Here is a 23,633-nt window from a genome sequence, read left to right on the forward strand (position 1 = left end):
ATGCGGGTAGTTGTCGCCGACGATTCGGTGCTCCTTCGTGAGGGCCTGGTCCGGCTGCTCAAGGAGATCGACTGTGACGTCGTGGCGTCCGTGGAGGATGCGCCCTCCTTCCTGGCCGCGGTCGACGAATACCACCCAGACGTAGCCGTCGTCGACGTACGCATGCCCCCGACGATGACCGACGACGGGATCAAGGCGGCGGTGGAGGCGCGCAAACGGGACCCGAATCTCGGTGTGCTGATGCTCTCGGCCTACATCGAGCTGTCCTACGCCGACGTACTGCTGTCCGACGGCCGTGGCGGGGTCGGCTATCTGCTCAAGGACCGCGTCACCTCGCTGGAGACGCTGGCCGACGCGTTGCGGACAATCTCCGAGGGCGGCACCGTGCTCGACCACGAGGTGGTGGCGCAGCTGCTGGTGGCCCGGCGTTCCGACCCGCTGGCGCAGCTGACTCCCCGCGAACGCGAGGTGCTCGGGCTGATGGCCGAGGGCCGGAGCAACTCCGCGATCGCGGCCCAGCTGGTGGTATCCGCCGGGGCGGTCGAGAAGCACGTGTCCAACATCTTCAGCAAGATCAACCTGCCGGACGTCGGCTCTGACAACCGGCGCGTGCTCGCGGTGCTGGCCTGGCTCAAGGCTCGCTGAACTTGCCAGCCCCCCGATGACGATCATGTTCCGGAGGATGTAGTTTTCCAGCCGGGAGGCCCAGATGAAGATCGTGGATGTGCGCACCGAGCCGATGGACGAACCGGCCGTCACCCTGCCGTGGCGGGACGGGCTGCCGAGGCGGCCGACGTCCGAGCCCCAGGGGTTCCTGGTGATCGAGACCGACGACGGCGTGGTCGGGCGCGCCCACACAACCAAGCTGGTCAGCGTCCAGGCCTTGGTGGAGGCCCAGTTCTCCGACGAGCTGGTGGGTCGGGACCCATTGGCTCGGGAGTTGTTGTGGCAGCGGATCTGGGAGATCAACCGGCTGGAGTACATGCCGACCACCGTCGTCGGGCTGGTGGACATCGCCCTGTGGGACATCGCCGGCCAGTCTGCAGGGTTGCCGGTGCATCGGCTGATGGGCGGCTATCGCGATCGGATCCCGGCCTACGCCAGCACGGTCACCTTCGGGTCCGTTGAGGAATACCTGGACGTGGCCGATCAGTGCCTGGCACTCGGCTACACAGCGATCAAGCTGCACGCGTGGGGCGACGCCAGACGCGACGCAGAGCTGTCCCAGGCGCTGCGAGACCACGTCGGGCCCACCGTCGACCTGATGTTCGACGGTTCCGCCGGCTGGGACCTGGCCGACGCGGTCTATGTCGGTCGCGCTCTGGCCGAGGCGCGCTACCTCTGGTACGAGGAGCCGATGAAGGAGTACAGCATCGGCTCCTACCGGCGGTTGGGCGCTGCGGTCGACGTACCACTGCTGGTGGCCGAGGTGGCCGAGGGCGCGCACTGGACCGTCGCCGACTTCATCTCCCAGACCAACGCCACCTATGTGCGGACCAGCGCCGGGTTCAAGGGCGGCCTCACCGGCGCCCTCCGGGTCGCCCACCTGGCCGACTCCTTCCAGCTGCGCGCCGAGGTGCACGGCGGCGGACTGCCGAACGAGCATCTGTGCATGGCCATCCCCAACACGACCTACTACGAGTCGCTGGTCGTCTCCAACCCCGTCCGGGCAGATCCTCGACTGGACTCGAACGCCGATCTGGTGGCACCGGACTCGCCCGGGCTGGGCTGGCGGCTGCCCGGCTGAGCGGTGTGACCCGCCGGCGCCCTGCCTTCTGCTCCACCACCCGGGTCACTTCGCCTCGCCGTAGTTGTCGACAGTCACCGTCTTGACCGCGAACTCGACCGGAAAGCTGCCGAAGAGCAACCGACCGGCCTCGTCGGCGGCCTGGTGGATCGCCGCCTCCACAGCCGGTGCGAGCGAGCCCGGGGTGTGCACGATGACCTCGTCATGCAGGAAGAAGACCAGGTGGGGGTCCATCTCCCCTGCTCGCGCCAGCGTCCTGAGCCGGTGGCGCAGGTTGGCCATCCAGCACAGCGCCCATTCGGCCGCCGTCCCCTGCACCACGAAGTTGCGGGTGAACCGACCCCAGTCGCGTGCCCTGCGACGGGCCAGCCGTTCGTCGAGCTGACCGGCATCGACCTCGCTGGCGCGGCGTTGGACCTGCTGCCAGGACTGCGGGGGTCGCGGCGAGCTGCGGCCCAGCCAGGTGCTGACCACCTCGCCACGCTCACCGCTGCGGGCCGCGTCCTCCACCCACTGGGTGGCCTTGGGGTAGGCGCGCATCAGCCGCGGCATCAGCTGACCCGCCTCGCCGGAAGTCGCGCCGTAGAGTGCACCGAGCATCGCCACCTTGGCGTGCGCCCGGTTGTCCACGATGCCGGCGTCGACCAGCCCCTGATACAGATCGAGCCCACGACTGGCCTCGGCCATCCGCTCGTCGCGGGACATGGCCGCCAGCACCCGCGGCTCCAGCTGGGCCGCGTCGGCCACCACCAGCTTGCAGCCCGGGTCAGCCATCACCGCCCGGCGGATCTGCTTCGGCAGCTGCAGGGCACCCCCACCGCTGGTGGCCCACCGGCCGGTCACCACGCCGCCCGGTACGTAGTCGGGATGGAACCGACCGTCCCGCACCCAGCTGTCCATCCACACCCAACCGTTCGCTGCCAGCAGCCGGGACAGCTTCTTGTACCGCAGCAGGGGGTCGATCACTGGATGGGAGAACTTCTCCAGCTCCCACTTCCGGGTCGTGGTCGCCTCGATCCCGTTCGCCCGCAGCGCCCGCAGCAGCTCCACCGGAGAGTCGGGGTTCAGCCCGGGCGCCTCGAGCAGCTCGCGGATCCGGACGGCGAGATCCTCCAGGGTCGGCGGTCGGCCGCCCTGGCGCGGTCGCGGCCCGAGCAGCTCGGTCAACTGCTGATCATGGACATCGGTCCGCCAGGGCAGCCCCCGGAACTTCATCTCGGCGGCCACCAGCGCGCCGGCGGACTCGGCGGCGAGCAGCATTCGCAGCCGGCCCGGGTCGGTGGCCTGACGCACCGCCTCGTCAACCAACCGGTACTCGGCCAGCACGAGATCGGCGCTGAAGGCACCGATGGGTTCGGAGTCGTCGAGCAGGGTCGGGCCCTGGTCGTCCAGGGGCACCACAGGCACGTCCCACGGCCCGGTGGCCGACCGGGCGAGCTCCGAGGTGGCGGTGGCAGTCGCGTTGCGCACGATCACATGGCACAGCCGCAGGTCGAAGCACCGACCGACGGTGGTCCCGGCCCGGAGCAGTCGCGGATACAGCGCAGCGGTCTCGGCCCAGATCCAACGGGGAGACTGCCGTTCGTACTCCTCGACCGCCGGTCCCAGGTCGGGCCACCCGACGGTGCTGCTGGTGGTCGGGCGCAGATCGGGACCGAGGGTGATCAGTGTCGCCCCGCTCTCGACTGGCGCCAGCACAATGTCCACCCGCTGAGGGTAGTGCGTCTCTCCGACAGGGGGATGCGCGACGGGAACCGGGCGCGACTGCGCGGGTACCCCTCTCATCGCACTCGCGACGGTTCACCATTCCGGCACAGAGCCAGGGAAACTGTCACTGGGCACGGGAAATTTCCCGTGCCCAGTGACCGTTTCCCAAGTCGACTTGGGAAACCGACCCCCACAGATGGCTCCCCGGAAGGGCGCAGCCCCTAGACGAGGCCCTTGGACTTGAGCCACTCGGCGGCGACGTCCTTGGCGTTCTGGCGGTCGGTGTCGACCTTCTTGTTCAGCGCGGTCAGGTCCTCGGTGGTCAGCGCGGCCTGGACCGCCTCGAGGGCGGCGACGGCCTTGTCGTTCCCGGCCACGTCGGAACGCACCAGCGGAACGACGTTCTGCGGCAGGATCATGCTGAACGGGTCCTCGAGCTCGACATAGCCGTTGTCGGCGATCACGCTCTCGGTGGTGAAGAACGTCGCCACCTGGATCTTGTTGTCGTTGAGGTCCTTGACCTTGACGGCAACGGCGTCGTACGGCTTGAACTCCTTGAACGTCACGCCATACAGCTCCTTCAGTCCGGGCGGGCCGTAGGCGCGGTCCTGGAGCTCGGTCGGGCCGCCGAGCACCAGGCCGGAGGCGATCGGCTTCAGGTCCTTGAGCGACTTCACGTTCTTCTGTTCGGAGAACTGCTTCGTCACCACATAGACGTCCTGGTCGGCGGCTGCCGACGACTTGAGCACCTTGAGGTCCGATCCCACCGCATCGGGCAGGGCCGCCTCGATCTCCTTCTTGGTGGAGGCGGTGCTCGTCTTGTCGAAATAGAGCAGCAGGTTGCCGATGTACTCCGGCACGATCGAGATCGACTTGTCCTGCAGGGCCTTGATGTAGACCTCCCGCGAGCCGATGTTCGGCTTGGTGGAGGCCTTGATGCCCTTGGCCACCAGGGCCTGGGAGTAGAGCTCGGCCAGCACCTCGGACTCGGTGAAGTTCGCCGAGCCGACGACGATCGGGCCGCCGGAGTCCGGGGCGGCGGACCCGCCGGACAGCGGGTTCGAGTTGGAACCGCAGGCGGCCAGGACGAGGGTGACGGCTGCCGCGGCTGCGACCAGCGCTGTGCGCTTGATGATCTTCATAACTGCTCCGCCTTCGAGGTGGGAGTTCCCTACTGTCGAACTCAGGTTATGCCGGGACCGCTGCCGGCGATTCGGCGGTCTTGCCCCTCGGGCGGGCTCTGCGGCCGACGGCCCAGCCGATCGCCCCCAGAACGACATCCAAGACAATAGCCAACGCCGCAACGAGCACGGCGCCGGCGAACATCTGCGGGTAGTCCTGCAGCCGCTGACCGTTGATCAGCAGTCGGCCCAGGCCGCCGGAGGAGACGAACGCGGCGACGGTCGCAGTGGCCACCACCTGAAGGGTGGCGCTCCGCAGGCCGGAGATCACCAACGGCAGCGCCAACGGCCACTCGACCTTGCTGACGACCTGTCCCGGGGTCATGCCGAGAGCGCGGGCGGCGTGCACCGCCTCGCGGTCGGCGTTCTGGATGCCGGCCGCGGTCGCGGTCAGGATGGCCGGGATCGCCAGTACGACCAGGCAGGCGACGACAGGCCAGGTGCCGGTGCTGAGCAGGGTGACGACCAGCACCAGCAGACCCAGGGTCGGGATCGCCCGGGCCGCATTGCTGACGCCGATCACCAGGAAGTTGCCGCGGCCGGTGTGGCCGATCAGGATGCCGAGGGGGATGGCGATCAGCGCAGCCACCACGACGGACAGGCCGGTGAAGATCAGGTGCTCGACCACCCGGGCCCAGATGCCGTTGGGACCGGGCCAGTTCTCGGGGTTCTCGAGGAACGCGAACAGGTTCATGCGACCCTCTTCCCTCGGGCCCACGGCAGGGCGCCCCGCTGGATCAGCAGGATCAGCGCGTCGGCCAGCAGGGCCAGGATCAGCGTCAGCACGAGTCCGACGATGATCGGGGTGTAGAAGCTGTTCCGGAAGCCGCGGTCGAACAGTTGCCCGAGTGCGCCGCCGCCGACTACCGCAGCCACGCTGACCAGGGCGATGTTGGACACGGTGACGACCCGCAGCCCGGCGAAAATCACCGGCATCGCCAGCGGCAGCTCGACCCGCAGCAGCCGGCGCGCGGCACCGAAGCCGACCGAGGTGGCCGACTGCTTCACGTCGGCCGGGACGGAGCGGAGGCCGTCGACGACGCTGCGGACCAGCAGCGCAGCCGAATAGATGGCCAGCGCGACGGCGATATTGAGCGGGTCGAGGATCTGGGTGCCGAGGATGACGGGCAGCGCCACGAACAACGCCAGCGACGGGATGGAGTAGATCACCCCGAACACCGACAGGAAGCCGTTCGCCACCGGCCCGGTCCGATAGACCAGGTAGCCGATCGGCAGCGCCACCACCAGTGCGGCCAGCACCGGGAGGATGGCGAGCACGGCATGCTGGAGCAGCAGGTCACCGATGTAGCTCAGGTTGCTCTGGATCCAGGTCCAGTCGAGGCTCTTCACCGTTCCCACTTCTCGTCCGGGTGCTGGCCGACCTCACCATGCTCGGCGTCGAGGTCGGCATGGCGGGGCGCGGGCCCGACGCCGTCCTGCTCGGCGTCGGCCTCCCCCGAGGCGACGTGCTCGGCGTGCTCGGTCTCGGCGTGCTCGCTCTCGGCGTGCTCGGTATCCGACGAATCGGTGTCGGGCGATTCGGCGTCGGGAGCGGTCACGTCCGCCGCCTCCGGGACCCCGGTGGCCGCGGGCCCGTCGGTGGAACGGTCGATCTCCACCGGCTCGTCCCCGACCAGCAGCACCTCGCGCTCGGTGCCCGGCCCCTCCCGGTTCGACTGCTCCTCCGCCTGGTCTGCCGCGACGGCCTCGCCTCCGGCCTGGTCTGCGTCGGCAGCATTCTCGTCCGCGATGGCGGAGTCGCCACCTCCGGCGGCAAGCCTCGCCTCGGCCTGGCGTACCGAGACCGAGTGCGCGATCGACGCGCGCGAGTCGGTCACCTGGGACAGGATCTCCGCCGGCGACACGATGCCGGCATACCGGCCACTCTGTCCTGAGACCGCAACGGCAAGACCTACCGGCGAGGTCAGCGCGGAGTCGAGTGCGGCCCGCAGCGTGTCCCGCTCGGGGTCGAAGATGGCACCCAGATGCAGCACCTCACCCGGACGACTGGCATCCGCCCAGCCCAACGGCCGGGCATCGGCGTCGATCACCAGCGTGGGCTCCGGCCCGGTGGCCGAGGCGGGATCCCGTACGGCCTTGACCCGGCTGAGCGACAGCCCGCTGGCCGGCAGGAATGAGAGCGCCCGGTAGCCACGGTCGCGACCGACGAACCCCTCGACGAAGTCGTCCGCGGGCTCGTCCAGCAGTTGCTGCGGCGTACCCACCTGCGCGAGCTTGCCGCCGATCCGCAGGATGGCCACCTGGTCACCGAGCTTGATCGCCTCGTCGATGTCGTGGGTGATCAGGACGATGGTCTTGCTGAGTTCGCGCTGCAGGCCGAGGAACAGCTCGTGCAGCTCCGCCCGCACCACGGGGTCGACGGCGGAGAACGGCTCGTCCATCAACATCACCATCGGGTCGGCAGCCAGCGCCCGCGCCACTCCGACCCGCTGCTGCTGCCCACCGGACAGCTGTGCCGGGTAGCGGTTCGCCAGCTTGCGTTCCAGGCCGACGTCGCTGAGCAGCTGCAGCGACCGCTTCCGGGTCTTGGCGCGGTCCCAGCCGATCAGGCCGGGCACGGTGCCGATGTTCTCGAGCACGGTGCGGTGCGGGAACAGCCCGCCACTCTGGATCACATAGCCCATCTGCCGGCGCAGCGCGGTCTTGCGCTTCGACCGCAGCGGCGCACCGTCCCACAGGATCCGACCCGAGGTCGGCTCCAACATCCGGTTGATCATCCGCAGCGTCGTGGTCTTGCCGCAGCCGGACGGACCGACGATGACCGTGATCTTGTCGGAGGGGATGGTCAGGCTCAGGTCGACCACGGCCGACGTCCCATCCCGGTAGCGCTTGCTCACTGACTCGAACTCGATCACACGAACCTCATCTGCTGCCCCCACCTGTTGGGGGTTCGAAACGACCCTAACGGGCCGATGACGCTTTTCCGCGGACTCGGCTCGGCGGGTGGGGATATTGACGACCGCGCGAGGGGTATGGACGTCATCCAATTGCAACCACATCACCCAGCGGCAGCGAAGGCCCTGGCCCTAGGATGCCCGGCAGAGGAGGAACCACCATGGATCCGCAGATCTTGGCTGCCGTCATCGGGCCGATGCTGACCGCTCTGCTGGCGGCTCTCGCCGTCGGGTTCAAGGAGTGGCGCAACCGGCGGGACTGGGAGGACCGGCGCGACCGTTCGTTGCGTCAGGCCACTCAGGAGGTGGCCTACATCGATGCCTGGCTGACCGCGCACGCCAAGGTCGCCGACGAGGCATCCCACCGGGAGAAGGCGGCCCGCGCCCTCGACGACCTCGAGCGCTCCTATGCCACGGTGGCCGCAGCGGTGATCGAGGACCAGTCCATGCCTCGGGTGAAGACCCTCCGCGATCGTGCCGGTGCGCTCCTGCTGATCCCGCTCAACCGCACCAGGGCGAAGGTGGTCCGGGTCTTCTACTGGGTGGCCCTCGCGGTCGGCCTGTTGTTGTCGATGGCCTCGATCGCGGTGGCACAGAAAGGGGACCAGAGTGTCGCCTTCAACCTTCTGGTGGCGATGACGGTCACCCTGCTCTGCTTCCTGCCGGCCATCCTGCTCGCTGTGGTGGCCAAGTTGCTGGACCGTCCGCTGCGGCGCGGCAGCGACGCGACCGTCGAGGCGGGACCCTGGACACCGTCGTATACCGAGGCCTATCCGGGCTATCCCGAGAGCGCCCGGTTCCCGCAGCCGGGCTTGCCCCCGCAGGGCGTACCGCAGGCCGCCGGTCAGCAGCCGCAGCACCACAGCCGCTAGGTGTAGCCGGCCATTCAGCGCCCGGTCGGCCACCGGTCCGCGTCATCGACCGAGCTGGAAGTTACTCGCTGGTAACCTTGGCTGTGGATCCCGCCCGGCCGGTCGCCGGGGAGCGCGCCACCAGACCACTACGCTGGGTGGTCCCGACTCGGATGGAGTTCTCCGTGCAGATTGTCGCCATCGTGATCGCCTTGGCTGTCTCCGTGGTCGGGGTCGGCCTGTTCGCGCGGGCCGTGGCCGCCATCGTCGGCGTGGTGAGGCTGGGCCGACCGACCGCAGGACGCAACGACAACCCTGCCGCGCGTTGGCGGCACCTGCTCACCGAGACGCTCGGCCACACCCGGATGCTGCAGTGGAACCGGATCGGGATCGCGCACTGGTTCGTGTTCGTCGCCTTCGGCGCGCTCTTCTTCACCCTGGTGACGGCGTACGGACAGCTGTTCGACCCCCGGTTCGCGCTGCCGATCATCGGCCACTGGGTGGTGTACGAGTGGGCCAGTGAGCTGATCGCCTGGGCCGGCCTGGTGGCGATCGTGTTTCTGATGACGGTCCGCTTCCTGCTGCGCCACTCCGGCCGCAGCTCCCGGTTCTTCGGCTCCCGCACCTGGCAGGCGGTCTATGTCGAGCTGACCATCCTCGGCATCGTGCTCTGCGTCCTGGCGCTGCGGGCGATGGAGTTCCGGCTGCTGGGCCCGGACGCGACCCGGGTGCATTTCCCGCTCACCTTCTTCCTGCTCCCCGCCGGCGTGTCGACGCCGGCGCTGGAGCGGTCGATCATCCTTGTGGCGGCGGTCAAGATCATCATCTCGATGGCCTGGTTCGTGGTGATCGGGCTCAACACGACCATGGGCGTCGCCTGGCACCGGTTCACGGTCTGGCCCAACATCTGGTTCAAGCGCGAGTCGTCCGGCCGGCCGGCGCTCGGCGCCCTGAAGCCGGTCCTGGTCGACGGAAGACCGGTGGACTTCGCCCAGATCGAGGAGCTGGACGAGGACGCCACCCTGGGCGTCGGCAAGGTGGAGGACTTCACCTGGAAGGGGCTGCTGGACTTCACCTCCTGCACCGAGTGCGGTCGCTGCCAGTCCCAGTGCCCGGCCTGGAACACCGAGAAGCCGCTCTCACCCAAGTTGCTCGTGATGGACCTCCGCGAGCACGCGTACGCGAAGGCGCCCTATCTGCAGGCGGCCGAGGCGGCTCGCGCCGACCTCCCCCAGTCGGTCAAGGACGAGGCGGAGCGACCGCTGGTGGGCCCGATCCAGACCGACGGGACCGGCTATGCCGGGGTCATCGATCCTGACGTGCTGTGGTCGTGCACCAGCTGTGGCGCCTGCGTCCAGCAGTGCCCGGTCGATATCGAACACGTCGACCACATCATGGACATGCGCAGGTTCCAGGTGATGATGGAGTCGGAGTTTCCGTCCCAGCTGAACGGGCTGTTCAAGGGGCTGGAGACCAAGGGCAACCCCTGGAGCATGAGTCCACGCGGCCGGTTGGACTGGGCGAAGGGGCTGCCGTTCGAGGTGCCGGTGGTCGGCGAGGACGTGGCCGACCTGACCGAGGTCGAGTACCTCTTCTGGGTCGGCTGCGCGGGGGCGTTCGAGGATCGGGCCAAGAAGACCACCCAGGCCGTGGCCGAGCTCCTGCACACGGCCGGGGTCAGCTTCGCCGTGCTGGGCAATGGCGAGACCTGCACCGGTGACCCGGCGCGGCGAGCGGGCAACGAGTTCGTCTTCCAGCTGCTCGCGGTGGAGAACGCCGAGACCCTGAAGGAGTCGAAGGCGACCAAGGTGGTCACGACCTGCGCGCACTGCCTCAACACCCTGAAGAACGAGTATCCGCAGGTGGGCGTCGAGCTGGAGGTGGTGCACCACACCCAGCTGCTGAACCGGCTGGTGCGCGAGGGCAGGCTGACCCCGATCGCCCCAGCCGAGGGAAGCGTCGGCGGCCGTACGATCACCTACCACGACCCGTGCTTCCTCGGCCGGCACAACGAGATCTACGACCCGCCGCGCGACCTGCTTGGGTCGATCCCGGGCTCCACCGTGGCCGAGATGCCGCGCAACCGGCAGAAGTCCTTCTGCTGCGGGGCCGGCGGGGCCCAGATGTGGATGGAGGAGAAGCTCGGCACCCGCATCAACCTGAACCGGACCGAGGAGGCGCTGCAGACGCTGTCGTCGACCGACGGCCCGGCGGCCATCGCCACCGGCTGCCCGTTCTGCCGGGTGATGCTCTCCGACGGCCTGACCGCGAAACAGGCGGACGGCTCGGCCGGTGAGTCGGTCGAGGTGCTGGACGTGGCGCAACTGCTGCTGGAGTCGGTCAAGCGCAGCTGAGCCGTCGCGGACTAGGCGGAATCTGTACCGCTGGGCGGCTCGGCCGGCCCCGCCTCGTGGCCCGGCAGACCGACGGTACGCTCCCGCTGCTTCATCCGCGCCTCGTACAGGTGCCGACGGCCGACGGCCAGCTGGTCCCTGGCCTCCTGCTCGAGCTGCCGGAACAGCGACCAGTAGTCGTCGTCGTAGGCCTCGACGATCTGGAACGTCCATCGCCCCGGCAGCACATTGCGACCCACCAGCTCCGTGTCGATGCGGTCGGCGATCTGCTGGTGCCCGGCGGAGCGCAGCGCCTTCACCGCTTCACCCAACGCAATGTCGGCCGACCCGGTCAGCTGGTGGAACGAGTAGAGATGCCCACGGGCCCGTTCGGCGGTCTCCAGGGCCTCCGACAGCTTGCCCAGCGCCTCGATGGTGGCATCGTCGACTCCGGGCGGCGTCGTGTGTCCGGGCACGGGAAGATCCCCGGGTCTGGGTTCGTCGGCGGCGACGTCCGCCGCCCCTGCGCTGTCCGGCGTCGCGGTGTCCTGCATCGGGTCCACATCCATGCTCAGAGCATGCCATCCCCTGCTCCGCGACGCGGGAGGACCATCGACCCTGTTCTGGGCACGACCGGGTGGTTAGCGTCGTCGACAGGGGTGATGACCACGATCACGACTGGGGACGTAGCCCACACGTACGGGTCGGACAGGACATGAGCGCGCCCTCCGACGGCCGTGCCGCCCGGCGTCGTGCGGTCATCACCGGCGCCTCGTCCGGGATCGGCCGCGAGCTCGCTCTGTTGGTGGCCGCCGATGGATTGGACGTAGTCCTGGTCGCACGCCGGGCGGAGCGTCTGGAGGCCCTGGCGAAGGAGTGCGTCCTGCTGGGCGTCGACGCCACATCGGTGCCGGTGGACCTGGCCGACCCCGGCGGCGCCGAGGCGGTCGTCGCCGCCCTGGGCGGAGCCGCCGTCGACGTGCTCATCAATGACGCCGGTGTCGGCGGTCACGGTCGGTTCGTCGTCGGGCGTGCCCTGGCCGCCGATCTGGCCATGATCCAGCTCAACATCGCCTCGCTGGTACATCTGACCGGGCTGCTGCTGCCCGGCATGCTCGATCGCGGGCATGGCGCCATCCTCAACGTCGCCTCGATCGCCGGGTACATCCCGGGCCCGGGCCAGGCGGTGTACAACGCCAGCAAGGCGTTCGTGCGGTCCTTCAGCCAGGCGCTGACCGTGGAGACGCAAGGCACCGGGGTCCAGGTGACGACGCTCTGCCCGGGACCGGTCGACACCGAGTTCGCTGCGGTCGCGGGATATGCGCCGATTCGCCGGCGGTCCAACCCGCTGATGCCGGTGCTGTCCGCGGCCGAGGTGGCGACGGCCGGCTGGGAGGGTCTGAAGCGCGGCCGATCGGTGGTGGTGCCCGGCTCTGCCCTCCGGATCGGGATTCAAGCGGTCCGGTTTCTGCCCTGGCGACTGGTCGCCCGATCAGCGGAGCGCAAGTAGCGCAACTGTGACGCCACGAGCGCTTGTGGTAACGCCATTGTGATGTCATGCTGGCGTCATGGATCTTTCACCGTACGTCGAGTCGGTCCGTGAGGGTGTCGCCAATGCCGCGGCCCTGGCCGACGAACACAGCCAACAAGTGGCGCTCAAGTTGGGCGCGGCCCTCGAGTCCTCCACCCGGCTAGCGCTCATCCAGGCCCTCTCGGACGCCGCCGGAGACATCAGCGCCGAGCTGGCACCCGCCTCGGTCGACCTCCGAATGTCGGGCGGTAACCCGCAGTTCGTGGTGTCGGTGCCGGAGACGAGTGGCGAGCCGACCCTGCTGCTCCCCCAGCCCGAGGAGCAGACGGCATCGGAGCCGGACGCCGATCTGGACGACGAACCGGTCGCCCGGATCAGCCTGCGGTTGCCCAGCTCGGTCAAGAACAGGGTCGATGAGGCGGCCTCGGCTGACGGCATCTCCACCAACGCCTGGCTGATGCGCGCCGTGATGGACGCCCTCGGCGACCGCCGTCGTGGTGAATGGCCGCAGCCGCCACAGCCCCCGATGCCACCGCTCGGCGTGTTCGGACCCAACGGACCGTTCGGTCCGCATGGCCCGTTCGGACCCAACGGGCTGTTCGGCGAACCCGGTGACGGCGGCCGGAACCGGCGCGGACCGGGCGACCGGGGACACCGCGGCAACGGCCCCCGCGGCAACGTGCAGGGGTGGGTCCGATGAGCTTCCGCACTTTCGACTACAGCAACGTCCGGCAGATCTCCATCGACCACTTCGGCTCCGGCTCGATCACCATCGAACCGGGCACCCTGGAGGACACCGTCGAGGGGTCGTTGAATGCGACCGACGAGGCGTTCCTGAGCGCCATCGAGGTCCGGCAGGACCGCGACCACCTGCGGATCGAGATGCCCAACCGGCCGTTCCGCGGCTCCACCGCCCATCTGCGGCTGAGCGTCCCACCCGAGCTGTCATACGACATCTCGTCCGGGTCGGCCGACATCTCCATCACCGCCGACGTCGGCCGGGCCAAGATCACCTCCGGTTCCGGCGACGTGCACCTGCCTGGCGCCGGCGACCTGGAGTGCGGCACCGGCTCCGGCGACATCGCCGTCGGTCGGCTGCACGGCGGCTCGGCCCGGTTGACCACCGGTTCGGGTGATGTCGTGATCGACGAGGCCCATGGCCCGGTGCATGCGAAGTCCGGCTCCGGAGACCTGCTGATCAGGTCGCTGCTGTCTGACCTCCGGGCCAACTCCGGCTCCGGCGACATCTCCGTACCGTCCACCTTGGGCTCGGTCGATCTCCGCTCCGCCTCCGGCTCGATCACTGTCGGTGTCGCCGACGACCTGCCGGCCTGGCTGGACCTGAACTCGGTCTCCGGCGACATCCGGATCACCATCGAGCCGAGCGGCGAGCCCGCCCCTGGGGAGCCGTTCGTCTCCATCCGGGCCCGTACCGCCTCCGGCGAGATCGCCGTCTACCGCGCCTGACGGGTCCCTCGGCGCGCCGTGTCGGTCCCTCGGCCGCCCGTGTCGGTTTCCCAAGTCAACTAGGGGAACTGTCACATGACGGGGCAAATTTGCCCCGTCATGTGACAGAAACCCAAGTTGACTTGGGAAACCGACCACCGCCGACCCGCGACCCCCCAAGGAGGGGTCAGATCTTCGTGCGGTGGAAGTTCAGGTGGGAGCGGCTGGGGGTGGGGCCACGCTGGCCCTGGTAGCGCGAGCCGTACTTGTCCGAGCCGTACGGGTGTTCCGCCGGTGAGGAGAGCCGGAAGAAGCAGAGCTGGCCGATCTTCATCCCCGGCCAGAGCTTGATCGGCAACGTCGCCACGTTGGAGAGCTCAAGGGTTACATGGCCGGAGAAGCCAGGGTCGATGAAGCCGGCGGTGGAGTGCGTCAGCAGTCCCAGCCGGCCGAGCGAGGACTTGCCTTCGAGCCGGGCGGCCACGTCGTCGGGCAGGGTCACGACCTCGTAGGTCGATCCCAGCACGAACTCCCCAGGATGGAGGATGAACGGCTCGTCCCCCTCCGGCTCGACCAGCCGGGTCAGCTCGGACTGCTCCTCGGCCGGGTCGATGTGCGGATAGCGGTGGTTCTCCAGCACCCGGAAGAACCGGTCCAGCCGGACGTCGATGCTGGACGGCTGCACCATCTCGGCCTCGTACGGCTCGAGAGCGATCCGCCCGCCGTCGACCTCGGCCTTGATGTCACGATCCGAAAGCAGCATGGGCCGACCTTACTGTGTCGGGCCTGCCGACGCTCAACTCCGTTTGATCTTGAGCCAGTGGTCCCCGAACGACACCACCAGCCCCTCCTTCACCGGCACCACGTCGCCGGCCGGGCAACGCTTGGACACCCCGAACTCGTCGGTGAGCGTGGATCCGTTGGTGGAACCGCGATCCATCACATAGGGCCCACCGGCGTCCACCCCGATCGCCAGGTGGGTCTTGGACACCGTACGGGTCTCGTCGGCGAACTTGATCAACTGCACGTCCTGCTCGCCAGGCCGCGGCTGCGGGTTGCGGCCCAGCAGCGCGAGTCCCTCGATGGCGATCTCGCGGCCGTCGTCCAGCTCGATGCTCCAGCCCTCCTCCAGCGGTCGCCCATCGCCGGGCATGGCCGGCACATCCACGGGACCGACGGGCTGCGCGGCGGCGGGCCCGGGAGGGAAACCGGCGGCCGGATAGCTGATCGGCGCCGACGGCGACACGGGTGCCGGCGGCGGCGTGGTCGGAAGCGACGGGTAGGAGCCGGGCGGCTGATGACCGTACTCCGGCGCCGACGGCTGACCCTGCGGCTGCTGCCGAAACTGCTGCCCCTGGTCGTACGCGGGCGCCTGGTCGTACTGCGCTGCCTGGTCGTACTGCGCTGCCTGGTCGTACTGCGCTGCCTGGTCGTACCCCTGCTGAGGGCCTGCCGACGGCGCAACCGCATCGGGCGCTGATGCCGGCGCGCTGGCTGCCGAGCCAGCCGACGGCTGCCGGTAGGGACTCTGCTGCGGGCCGTAGGCGGCCGGTCCACCGGTGGCCGAGGTCTGGGAGGAGTGACCGCGGTAGTCCGGCTGCGCCTGTCCGATCCCCTGTGGCTGCCTCCGTTGCGCGGGCGCGAGCACCCGTTCCTTGATCACTACCGAGTTGGCGACCAGGTCATGCCAGCCCTGACGTCGCGGATGCTGGACCAGAAGGACCAGCATGATGATGGTGCCGATCCCGGTCAGACCGAGACCGAACAGCACCAGGCTGCGCAGCAGGAAGCGGACCCAGCCGATCGGCCGACCGTCGGCCAGACCGACCAGCTGGAGCTTCATCAGCCGCATCCCGGGCCCGGCGGCGCGCGTCGCGAACATCCACCACAGCAGCACGAACCATCCCAGCAGCAGCAGCACCTCGATCAGTACGACCACGACCTGGCCGGCTCCCGGGTCCATCGCCAACTGGATTCCGGTGAGTACGCCGACCACCAGGGCAGGGACGACCGAGTCGATCAGGTGCGCCAGGAACCTCTTGAGCAGGTCACCCGGCTCGACGCCGGGGGGCAACCCGGCTGTCGGCACCGCTTTCGGCGTTTCCATGTTCAGACTCCTCACTGACCGGGTGCGGCATGCTGCAGTCGTTCACGTCCAGGCGCAAATCTATGGCCGAGCAGGCGCAGCGCACCGGACAGGGCCCGCCCACCTGGCTCATTCCGCCGGGTCGACGGAGATGGTGACACCGTCACCGAGCTCCAGTTGGCAGCCGATCCCGACGGTCACCGGCCTGCCCGGTTCCAGCCGTTGCGGACCTATCTCGGAGTCCGGCACCAGCAGCAACGTGCCGTTGGTGGAATGCAGATCGGTCACCTCCACCTGCCAGCCGCGCGGTTCCACCAGCAGGTGCGTACGACTGATGTCCTGGCCCGGACTCGGCACGACCATCAGCAGCGGCTCCGGGGCGCCGGTGGACCGGTCGACGACCGGGGACCGACCGATCAGCACCGGACGGTCCACTTGGACCACCTGACCGGTCGTCGAACGCAGGATCGCCACCCCCGACCGGCGAGGCTGCTGCGGCGGCACCGCCTCCATCAACGCGGTGTCGGCCGTCTCGTTGTCGTCACCGGTGGCGGGGAGCTCCGGGCCACCCTCTGGACCGGGCGACGGGCCGCCCACCTCCACCGGCGGGGCAGCCACTGGCGCCGACGCCACCGGCTCGGGGGCTGGCTGCTCGAGCTGCAGACCCCAGGGGCCGAGATCCGGGAGCCCGACCGTGGGCTCCAATCCTGTGCCGACCGCGGCCCCGACCGGTGGACCGACGGGTGGTGGGCTTGCCGCGGGGCCGGTGGCCACCGGGGGCGGCGACTCGGGCAGCTCGGGTTGCCGGGCGTATGCGGTGGGCTCGGTCGGCTCCGGCTCGCCCACGTCCGAGTCCTGCGTCGACTCAGGCCCGGGCTCGGGTGTCGGCTCGCCTCCCGGTTCGACCGACGCGGACTCCGGCGTGGCCGCCGATTGGGGCGCGGCCCCCTCTGCCGGTGAACCGTGACCCTCGGCCCTCTCGGAATCCTCCGCGGTGGTGTCGGCAGCGGTGATCGGCGGCTCGGGCACGTGCGGCACCGCCGCCGTCTCTGCCAACGGGCGGGGCGCCTCCTCCGGCGCTGCGCTCTGCGGCGAGAACACCAGCGCCGTCTCGGACGTGTCGATCAGCAGCGACGACGCGGTGACGACCCCCACCACCAGCGGCAGCTGCAGCCGCGGGCCGGGCACCGACTGCGGCAGGTCGACCCGGACCCGCGGGACCTGACCCAGCCCCAGCTCGCTCCAGGTCTGGATCCCGTGCCCGTCAGCCAGGGTGTCCCCGCTCGCCGGCTCGACCAGCCGGACGTCGCCGCGGACCAGCGAACGCATCTCGTCACCGGCCCAGAAGAAGGCGGCGAAGCTCGGCATCTGGTCGATCCGGTGACGGGCCAGGACCGACGCCAGCTCCGTCATGGTGCCGGCCCCGAGGACGCCCTCCCAGATCGTGCTGATCAGCGTCGACCATTCGGGCGAGGCGGGCTGCAGCACCACGAGTGAGGTCGGTCCGGACAGCACCAGCCAGTCACCCGGCGCATAGCTGGCCCGCCACCGGCCCACCGGATCGGGTTCTGCGCCCTGAGTCATCGTCCGGACCCGTCCTCGGCTGCCCGTTCCCTGCCGACCTCGACCATGATCACCGACACATTGTCCCGTGCCCCGGCGCGCAGCGAAAGATCGAGCAGGTGGTCGACGACCGCCTGTGCCGACTCGGCCCGACGGACCACGTCCTGCACCGTCGCCAGCGGGACCTCGCGCAGCAGGCCGTCGGAGCAGATCAACAGCCGCTCACCGGGCACCATCGGCAGCAGCCAGAAGTCCGGGTCGAACTGCTCCTCCGAGCCCACAGCCCTCGTGACCAGGTTACGGCCGGGGTGGACCGCTGCCTGGGCGGCGGTGATGGCACCCGCGTCGACCAGCTCCTGGACGTGCGAATGGTCGACACTCAACTGGACCAGGGAGCGGTCCTCGCCCTCGGTCCGATAGATCCGGCTGTCACCGATGTTGAAGACGAACCAGTGCGGCTCGCGGTCGAGCTCCACGGCCACCGCGCCGCAGGCGGTCGTGCCGGCGCCGGGCAGACTCTGCTGATGCAGCGCGCGGACGTGCGCGTGGGCCTCCTCCAGCGCGTGCCGGACGTCGTCTGGCCGGATGGGCTCCCGTTGCGCCAGGATGGCGAACTGCTCGACCACCAGTGAGCTCGCCGTTGCACCACCCCGCGCCCCGCCGATCCCGTCAGCGACCACGAATACGGGCGGGACCGCCAGGATGCCGTCCTCGTTCACCGCCCGCACCATGCCGCGGTGCGTCACGGCGCCGACATCGAGGGGGTGCACGAGGCCGACAATAGTCCGATGGCGTGCCGCCGCGCAGCCCGACCTGACGCTCGGGGGCCGCCGGGCGGCGCAGGTGGGCGCGGCCGAACGCTCAACTGCGGGTCGCTGCTGCCGGAGACTTCCCCCCGCGTACGGTCTCGGCGGCGTCGGCGTTGTCGATCTGCAGCACCGTGACCAGCCCGACCAACGAGAAGACCGACGCCACCGTGAAGGCCAGGTGGAACCCCAGCAGCCCCGGCCCGGCATCGGGTTGCGCGGGGGCTGCGAGGGCGGCCATTACGGTGGCCAGCGTCGCCACGCCGACGGCGCTGCCCAGCTGCCGGCCCGCGTTGAGCAGTGCGGTGGCACGACCCATGTCCTGGTGACTGATCTGGGCGAAGGCTGCCGCCTGGGACGAGACGATGTTGTGCGACTGGAAGAAGCCGAGTGCGAACATGATCAGCCGGGTCTGCCAGGCCTGGTCGCTGTCGGTGACCGTCCACATCAGGTTCATCATGGCCGCCGAGCCGATCAACCCGACGAAGATCGTCCATCGCGGCCCGAGACGTGGATAGAGCACCCGGCTGACCACCTGAGCGCCGGTCATCACCCCGATCGCCTCCGGGAAGATCAGCAACCCGGCCTGCAGGGCGTCAAGGCGCAGCCCCAGCTGGAAGAACAGCGCCGCCACGAACAGTGAGCCGAGGAAGCCGGCCGACGCCAGGAACATCGTGGTCGAGGTGAAGGCGAAGAGCCGGTTGGTGAAGATGCGCAGCCCGAGCAGCGGCTCCCGCACCCGCAGCTGGTGGAACACCAGGACCGTGACCAGCAGCACGCCGGCGACCAGCGCCACCACGATCTGGGGTGACGTCCACCCCATCGAGGCGCCTTCGGAGATGCCGAACATCAGTCCGCCGAAGCCGACGCCGGACAGGACGAACCCGAGCAGGTCGAACCGGCCGGCATGGTCAAGCGGCCGCCTCCTCAGGAAGATCAGCCCGAAAGCGACCGCCAGCAGCCCGATCGGCAGGTTGACCCAGAACACCCAGCGCCAGGACAAGGTGGTGACCAGCAGGCCGCCGAGCACCGGTCCGAGGGCGGGAGCCAGCGCCGTCGGAATGGTGAGGATGCTCGCCGCCCGGACCCGTTCGGCCGGCGGGAAGGTACGCATCAGCAACGCCATCCCGACTGGGGTCATCATCCCTCCGGCCAGGCCCTGCAGCACCCGGAAGCCGACCAGCTGCTCAAGGCTCTGCGCGCTTCCGCACAGTCCGGAGGCGATCGTGAACAGCACGATGGCCACCAGCAGCACCTGGCGGTGCCCGAACCGATCCCCCATCCAGCCGGAGGCGGGGATGGCCACCGCCAGACTGACCAGGTAGGCGATCGAGATGGTGCCGATGTCGGCCCTCGACACCTGCAGCACCGAGGCGATCTGCGGCAGCGCTACGTTGACGATCGTCATGTCCATGATGTTCATGAACAACCCGGACACGTAGACGACAGCGACGGCGACCTTCTGGTTGACTCCGCTCAACGGCGGACTGTCAGGTCAGGGGCCATTTGCCCAGTCTGACACTCAGGCGACGGCGGACTCCTCCTCGTCCATCTGCCGATTGAACTCGCGCTTCGTCGCCTGCCAGCGGTCCTCGGTCTGGCCCGGGCGCCAGTAGCCGGAGATCGACACCTGCTTCCGGTCGACGCCCTTCTCCACGAACAGGAACCGGCGCAGGTCGCGGACCATCTCGGCGTTGCCATGCACGAAGGCCGACAACCGGCCCTCTGGAAGCCCGGCGGCCCGCACTGCTGCTGCCAGCGCCATGCCGGAGCCGAGGCCGTGCTCGCCGCGGTGCACCCACTCGACCACGGTGTCGTCGGTCAGCGGCAGCGGTTGCTCGTGATCGGGCGAGGCCACCTCGAGGAAGACCCGCGCGGTGGCTTGCGCCGGCAGCCGGTCCAGCGCGGCGGCGATGGCGGGGATGGCCGCCTCGTCACCGACCAGCAGGTGGCTGTCTGCTTCGGCCGGCGGTGCCCAGGCACCACCGGGGCCGGAGAAGCCGATGCTGTCGCCCGGCCTTGCCCGCGCAGCCCAGGGGCCAGCCAGTCCCTCGTCGCCGTGAACCACGAAGTCGATGGCCAATTCGCCGGTGCCCCGGTCGAAGCTGCGAATGGTGTAGGTACGCGTCACCGGGCGCTGGTCGGCGGGCAGCCGCTCCCTGAGCTCGTCCGGGTCGAACGGCCACGCATAGTCGGCACCGGCTGGCGGGAAGAACAGCTTGACGTAGTGGTCGGTGAACGGCAGGTCGGGCAGGGTGGCGAGGTCGTCGCCGGTGAAGGTCACCCGCACCATGTCCGGGGTGAGCTGCTCGGTCCGGGCGACGGTGATGCTGCGGACGACACGCTTGCGGCTGGGTACTTCCGGCATGGGCGATACCTCATCTTCGGAGTGTGGGTAGACCTATCGAACGACACGTACTCGGTCTCGGTTTTATTAGGTTAGCCTAACTTCCCGGTGAGCCGCGTCGGTGTGCATGCTGGCGGTCCGCCACCTACCCTGAGCGAGTGAATGAACCCCTGTCGAGCGACCCGGTGGATCGACTGCTGCTCGACGAGGCCGACGCTGCTCTGACCGGTGCCGACGTCGTTGCGGTGGTTGACGATGTCTCCGGCCTGCTGGCCTGTTCCGCCGCCCGGCGCCACCCGCAGCTGGCCGTCCGAGTGGTCTGCGACTCGCTGTTGGCCGAGCAGGCGGTCCGTCGGGAGGCCGCGGAGCTCGGGCTCGACGACCGGTTGACCGTTGTGGACTCGGTCGCTGCGGCGGTAGCGGGCGCGTCGGTGCTGCTGCTCCGACTGCCCAAGAGCGTCGCTGCGCTGGATGAGATCGCTGCGGCGGCAGCCGGCGCGGCAGCAGGGCAGCTGCAGTTGTTCGCCGGTGGTCGCGTGAAACACATGACCCGCGCGATGAACGACGTCCTGGCGCAGCATTTCGGTCGGGTCGGGGCCAGCCTCGGCCGACAGAAGTCCCGGGTCCTGCGAGCGAGCGACCCTCGGCCCGTCGGCGAAGCGCGCTGGCCGCAGCGACGGCAGCACGAGGACCTGGGCCTGGTGGTGTGCGCACACGGGGCGGCATTCGCCGGAGCAGGCATCGACCACGGCACCAGGCTGCTGCTCTCCGTGCTGGACGAGGTGCCACCCTCCGCGAGCAGGGTGATCGACGTCGGCTGCGGCACCGGCGTGCTGGCCTGCTGCCTGGCCAGGGCCCGACCCCGGGCCCAGGTGCTGGCGATCGACGAGTCCTCGGCCGCCTGCCGGTCGGCGACGGAGACGGCGGCGGCGAACCAGCTCACGGAGCGGGTCACGGTGCTGCGTGCGGACGGGCTGCGCGAGGTGCCGTCCCAAAGTGCTGACCTCATCCTGTGCAATCCTCCCTTCCACCGAGGCACCAGCCGTGACTCGAGCACGGCTCTGCAGATGATCGCCGACGCCGGCCGAGTGCTGGCGCCAGGCGGGGAGATGTGGACCGTCTTCAACTCGCACCTTCCCTACCGAGGTGAGCTCCGGCGCGAGGTCGGACCGACCGAGATCGTCCGTCAGGACCCGGGCTACTCGGTGGCCCGAACGCGCCGACGCTGAGCGGGACGAGACTGCGGGGCGGCCTGGGTCAGCCGGTCTCCTTCGGCGTTCCAGCCGCCGGGCGCCACGGCTTCAGCCAGTCGGTTTCCGGCCAGCCTTCGACGGCGGCCATCAACTCATACATGGTGGCGCCGTCCAGGTGCTCCCGGATGATGTCGGCGTGCCCGGCGTGCCGGGCGATCTCCTCGACCAGATGGAGCAGGATCCACCGGGCGGAGAACCCGTCCGGGTCGGAGGGATACCAGGGCGCCTTGGGCAGCTGCACCCGCTGGCCCAGATCGTCGAGTGAGGCCACCGCCGCTTCGGTCTCCCGGCCCACCTCGTCCAGGTCGGCAAGCAGCGTGGCGAGCGACTCGTCGTCGCGGACCGAGAACTGGTCCAGGTAGGCCTGCTCGTCGGCGGTCTCCGGATGTCCCAGCATGATCTGCACCCAGCCGTGCTCAGTCAGAGCGCAATGCTTGAGCAGTCCACCGATGGTGAGCGCACTTTTCGTCGGTCGTGCCCGGAGCTGCTCCTCGCTCAGGCCGTAGGCAGCGTTCCTCACACCTTGCCGCTGCTGCAGGAGGTAGGCGAGCAGCGCTTCCCGCTCACTGCTGACTGAGGGGGGCATCCCAGGCATCGGATCTCCTTCCGCCCTGTGCACTGCACTCGGCACTGCACTCTCCGGGTGTTGTCGTGCACTCTGCGGGTGTCGTCGAGTCCATCCTCCCCAGCTGCACTGACAGTTACCGGGCCTCAGATCACCGCGGCCCGGACCGACAGCACATCGGGAAGGTTGTCGGCGATCTGCGCCCAGGTGTCCCCGTCGTCCACGCTCGCAAACACCGAACCGTTCCGCGCCCCCAGGTACAGCCCGGCCGGGTCAGCCTGGTCGACAGTCATGGCGTCGCGCATCACGGCGGCGTAGAAGTGGTCGGGCAGTCCGGACTGCGAGGGTCGCCAACTGGCTCCGGCGTCGTCGGAACGCCATACCCGGGCCTCACCGCGCGGCGGGATCCGCTCCCCGTCAGCCACCAGCGGGAAGACGTACACGGTTTCCGGCTTGTGCGGGTGCACGACGATCGGGAAGCCGAAGTCTGCCGGCAGGCCCTCGGCGATGGAGACCCACTCGTCCCCGGCGTTGTCGGAGCGGTAGACGCCGTGGTGGTTCTGGGCGAAAAGCCGGTCCGGCGCGCTCGGATGACTGGCGATCTTGTGCACGCACTGGCCGAACTCCGGCCAAGGATCAGGAAAGAAGTAGGCCTTGATGCCCTTGTTCGCCGGAGACCAGCTGGCGCCGCCGTCGAGGGTTCGGTAGACCCCTCCGGTCGACATCGCGACCGTGACCCGCTGCGGGTCGGAGGGGTGGGGCAGCACCGTGTGGATGGCCTGGCCGCCGAAGCCGGCTCCCCACTGCGTCCGGTGCGGGTGGTCCCACAGCGACCGAACCAGGGTGAACGACTCGCCTCGATCGTCGGACCTGAACAGAGCTGACGGCTGGGTCCCGGCATAGACGACGTTGGGCTCGTCCACTCCGCCGGGCCGGATCTGCCAGACCCGCTCCACACTGCTGCCCATGTCCTCGTCGAATCGGACGGCAGCCCCCTGGGTCTCGGTCCAGGTGTGCCCCAGGTCATCCGACCGGTAGACGCCGGGGCCCCAATGCTCGCTGGTTGCTCCGACGAAGAGACGGGGCGCGGGGCCTCGGGTGTCGATGCAGGTGGCATAGATGCCCTGCATCAGGAACTCCGGCTCGGACCACTCCCATTGCCGCCGCTCGGCGTCCGACCGACCGATCCACAGTCCCTTGCGGGTGCCGACCAGGATGATGCTCTCACTCATGATGTTGCCCTTCAGGTGGTGTCACGTAGCCGGCGCCCGTTGCGAATGGCGCCCTGTCCCGGTCGGGAAG

The 23,633-nt window shown here is 69.4% G+C and carries 22 protein-coding genes; 8 read left to right on the top strand and 14 right to left on the bottom strand.

All coding sequences use genetic code 11. The annotated features are described in order from the left end of the window. A complete protein-coding gene (locus JOE57_RS07555) occupies nucleotides 1-645 on the top strand; it encodes a response regulator transcription factor (RefSeq protein ID WP_204917114.1) in 645 nt (214 codons plus the stop codon). Nucleotides 646-709: 64 nt separating this feature from the next. Further along, nucleotides 710-1,747, top strand: coding sequence for an enolase C-terminal domain-like protein (locus JOE57_RS07560; RefSeq protein WP_204917115.1), 1,038 nt, complete (start codon nucleotides 710-712; stop codon nucleotides 1,745-1,747). A gap of 45 nt (nucleotides 1,748-1,792) precedes the next feature. Here JOE57_RS07560 and JOE57_RS07565 read toward each other — a convergent pair whose 3' ends face one another. The 5 genes from JOE57_RS07565 to JOE57_RS07585 all read right to left on the bottom strand — a co-directional run bounded on the left by JOE57_RS07565 (nucleotide 1,793) and on the right by JOE57_RS07585 (nucleotide 7,511). Then, entirely contained in the window at nucleotides 1,793-3,454 is a 1,662-nt protein-coding gene (locus tag JOE57_RS07565) for a bifunctional 3'-5' exonuclease/DNA polymerase (RefSeq protein ID WP_204917116.1), read from the bottom strand. 221 nt (nucleotides 3,455-3,675) lie between these two features. Further along, complete coding sequence (locus JOE57_RS07570; protein ID WP_204917117.1) at nucleotides 3,676-4,596, bottom strand: ABC transporter substrate-binding protein; 921 nt, start codon at nucleotides 4,594-4,596, stop codon at nucleotides 3,676-3,678. Nucleotides 4,597-4,642: 46 nt separating this feature from the next. Next, the gene (locus tag JOE57_RS07575; protein WP_204917118.1) at nucleotides 4,643-5,329 is read right to left on the bottom strand and encodes an ABC transporter permease; all 687 of its coding nucleotides are present in this window, start codon (nucleotides 5,327-5,329) and stop codon (nucleotides 4,643-4,645) included. Next, nucleotides 5,326-5,985 carry an ABC transporter permease subunit gene (locus tag JOE57_RS07580; RefSeq protein WP_204917119.1) on the bottom strand — a complete coding sequence of 220 codons (660 nt, stop codon included), beginning with the start codon at nucleotides 5,983-5,985 and terminating at the stop codon, nucleotides 5,326-5,328. Before JOE57_RS07580 ends, JOE57_RS07575 begins: the two co-directional genes overlap by 4 nt. Next, a complete protein-coding gene (locus JOE57_RS07585; RefSeq protein ID WP_204917120.1) occupies nucleotides 5,982-7,511 on the bottom strand; it encodes an ATP-binding cassette domain-containing protein in 1,530 nt (509 codons plus the stop codon). Before JOE57_RS07585 ends, JOE57_RS07580 begins: the two co-directional genes overlap by 4 nt. 200 nt (nucleotides 7,512-7,711) lie before the next feature. Here JOE57_RS07585 and JOE57_RS07590 point away from each other — a divergent pair, with 200 nt between their 5' ends. Both JOE57_RS07590 and JOE57_RS07595 read left to right on the top strand, forming a co-directional pair. Continuing rightward, a complete protein-coding gene (locus JOE57_RS07590) occupies nucleotides 7,712-8,422 on the top strand; it encodes a hypothetical protein (protein WP_204917121.1) in 711 nt (236 codons plus the stop codon). A gap of 164 nt (nucleotides 8,423-8,586) precedes the next feature. Then, nucleotides 8,587-10,755 carry a heterodisulfide reductase-related iron-sulfur binding cluster gene (locus JOE57_RS07595; protein ID WP_204917122.1) on the top strand — a complete coding sequence of 723 codons (2,169 nt, stop codon included), beginning with the start codon at nucleotides 8,587-8,589 and terminating at the stop codon, nucleotides 10,753-10,755. 11 nt (nucleotides 10,756-10,766) lie between these two features. On the opposite strand, the gene JOE57_RS07600 is transcribed toward JOE57_RS07595, so the two are convergent. Then, entirely contained in the window at nucleotides 10,767-11,303 is a 537-nt protein-coding gene (locus JOE57_RS07600) for a hypothetical protein (protein ID WP_239578880.1), read from the bottom strand. Between the two features lie 146 nt (nucleotides 11,304-11,449). Between JOE57_RS07600 and JOE57_RS07605 the strand changes: the two genes are divergently transcribed. From JOE57_RS07605 to JOE57_RS07615, 3 genes are read left to right on the top strand one after another with little or no spacing between them, the layout of a single operon-like run. Beyond that, entirely contained in the window at nucleotides 11,450-12,244 is a 795-nt protein-coding gene (locus tag JOE57_RS07605) for an SDR family NAD(P)-dependent oxidoreductase (protein WP_204917123.1), read from the top strand. Nucleotides 12,245-12,302: 58 nt separating this feature from the next. Further along, nucleotides 12,303-12,965, top strand: coding sequence for a hypothetical protein (locus JOE57_RS07610; protein ID WP_204917124.1), 663 nt, complete (start codon nucleotides 12,303-12,305; stop codon nucleotides 12,963-12,965). Continuing rightward, entirely contained in the window at nucleotides 12,962-13,732 is a 771-nt protein-coding gene (locus tag JOE57_RS07615) for a DUF4097 family beta strand repeat-containing protein (RefSeq protein WP_204917125.1), read from the top strand. Before JOE57_RS07610 ends, JOE57_RS07615 begins: the two co-directional genes overlap by 4 nt. A gap of 166 nt (nucleotides 13,733-13,898) precedes the next feature. Here JOE57_RS07615 and dcd read toward each other — a convergent pair whose 3' ends face one another. The 6 genes from dcd to JOE57_RS07645 form a co-directional block, all read right to left on the bottom strand. Next, the gene (dcd, locus tag JOE57_RS07620) at nucleotides 13,899-14,474 is read right to left on the bottom strand and encodes a dCTP deaminase (RefSeq protein WP_204917126.1); all 576 of its coding nucleotides are present in this window, start codon (nucleotides 14,472-14,474) and stop codon (nucleotides 13,899-13,901) included. A gap of 33 nt (nucleotides 14,475-14,507) precedes the next feature. After that, complete coding sequence (locus tag JOE57_RS07625; protein WP_204917127.1) at nucleotides 14,508-15,818, bottom strand: RDD family protein; 1,311 nt, start codon at nucleotides 15,816-15,818, stop codon at nucleotides 14,508-14,510. A 108-nt stretch (nucleotides 15,819-15,926) separates the two neighbouring features. Next, on the bottom strand, nucleotides 15,927-17,381 hold the full coding sequence (locus JOE57_RS07630; RefSeq protein ID WP_204917128.1) for an FHA domain-containing protein: 1,455 nt from the start codon (nucleotides 17,379-17,381) through the stop codon (nucleotides 15,927-15,929). Next, nucleotides 17,378-18,130 (bottom strand): protein phosphatase 2C domain-containing protein, encoded by a 753-nt coding sequence (locus tag JOE57_RS07635; protein ID WP_204917129.1) that lies wholly within the window; start codon nucleotides 18,128-18,130, stop codon nucleotides 17,378-17,380. The genes JOE57_RS07630 and JOE57_RS07635 overlap by 4 nt, the downstream gene beginning before the upstream one ends. A gap of 91 nt (nucleotides 18,131-18,221) precedes the next feature. Continuing rightward, entirely contained in the window at nucleotides 18,222-19,646 is a 1,425-nt protein-coding gene (locus tag JOE57_RS07640; protein WP_204917130.1) for a DHA2 family efflux MFS transporter permease subunit, read from the bottom strand. Nucleotides 19,647-19,688: 42 nt separating this feature from the next. Further along, nucleotides 19,689-20,534 carry a siderophore-interacting protein gene (locus tag JOE57_RS07645; protein ID WP_204917131.1) on the bottom strand — a complete coding sequence of 282 codons (846 nt, stop codon included), beginning with the start codon at nucleotides 20,532-20,534 and terminating at the stop codon, nucleotides 19,689-19,691. A gap of 137 nt (nucleotides 20,535-20,671) precedes the next feature. Here JOE57_RS07645 and JOE57_RS19160 point away from each other — a divergent pair, with 137 nt between their 5' ends. Beyond that, entirely contained in the window at nucleotides 20,672-21,742 is a 1,071-nt protein-coding gene (locus JOE57_RS19160) for a methyltransferase (RefSeq protein ID WP_204917132.1), read from the top strand. Between the two features lie 28 nt (nucleotides 21,743-21,770). Here the strand turns inward: JOE57_RS19160 and JOE57_RS07655 are convergent, their stop codons facing one another. After that, entirely contained in the window at nucleotides 21,771-22,361 is a 591-nt protein-coding gene (locus JOE57_RS07655) for a DinB family protein (protein WP_204917133.1), read from the bottom strand. Nucleotides 22,362-22,477: 116 nt separating this feature from the next. After that, nucleotides 22,478-23,563 (bottom strand): WD40/YVTN/BNR-like repeat-containing protein, encoded by a 1,086-nt coding sequence (locus tag JOE57_RS07660; protein WP_204917134.1) that lies wholly within the window; start codon nucleotides 23,561-23,563, stop codon nucleotides 22,478-22,480. Nucleotides 23,564-23,633 lie beyond the last annotated feature (70 nt).

This window comes from Microlunatus panaciterrae, from assembly GCF_016907535.1.
In the GTDB taxonomy this organism is placed as follows: Bacteria; Actinomycetota; Actinomycetes; order Propionibacteriales; family Propionibacteriaceae; genus Microlunatus; species Microlunatus panaciterrae.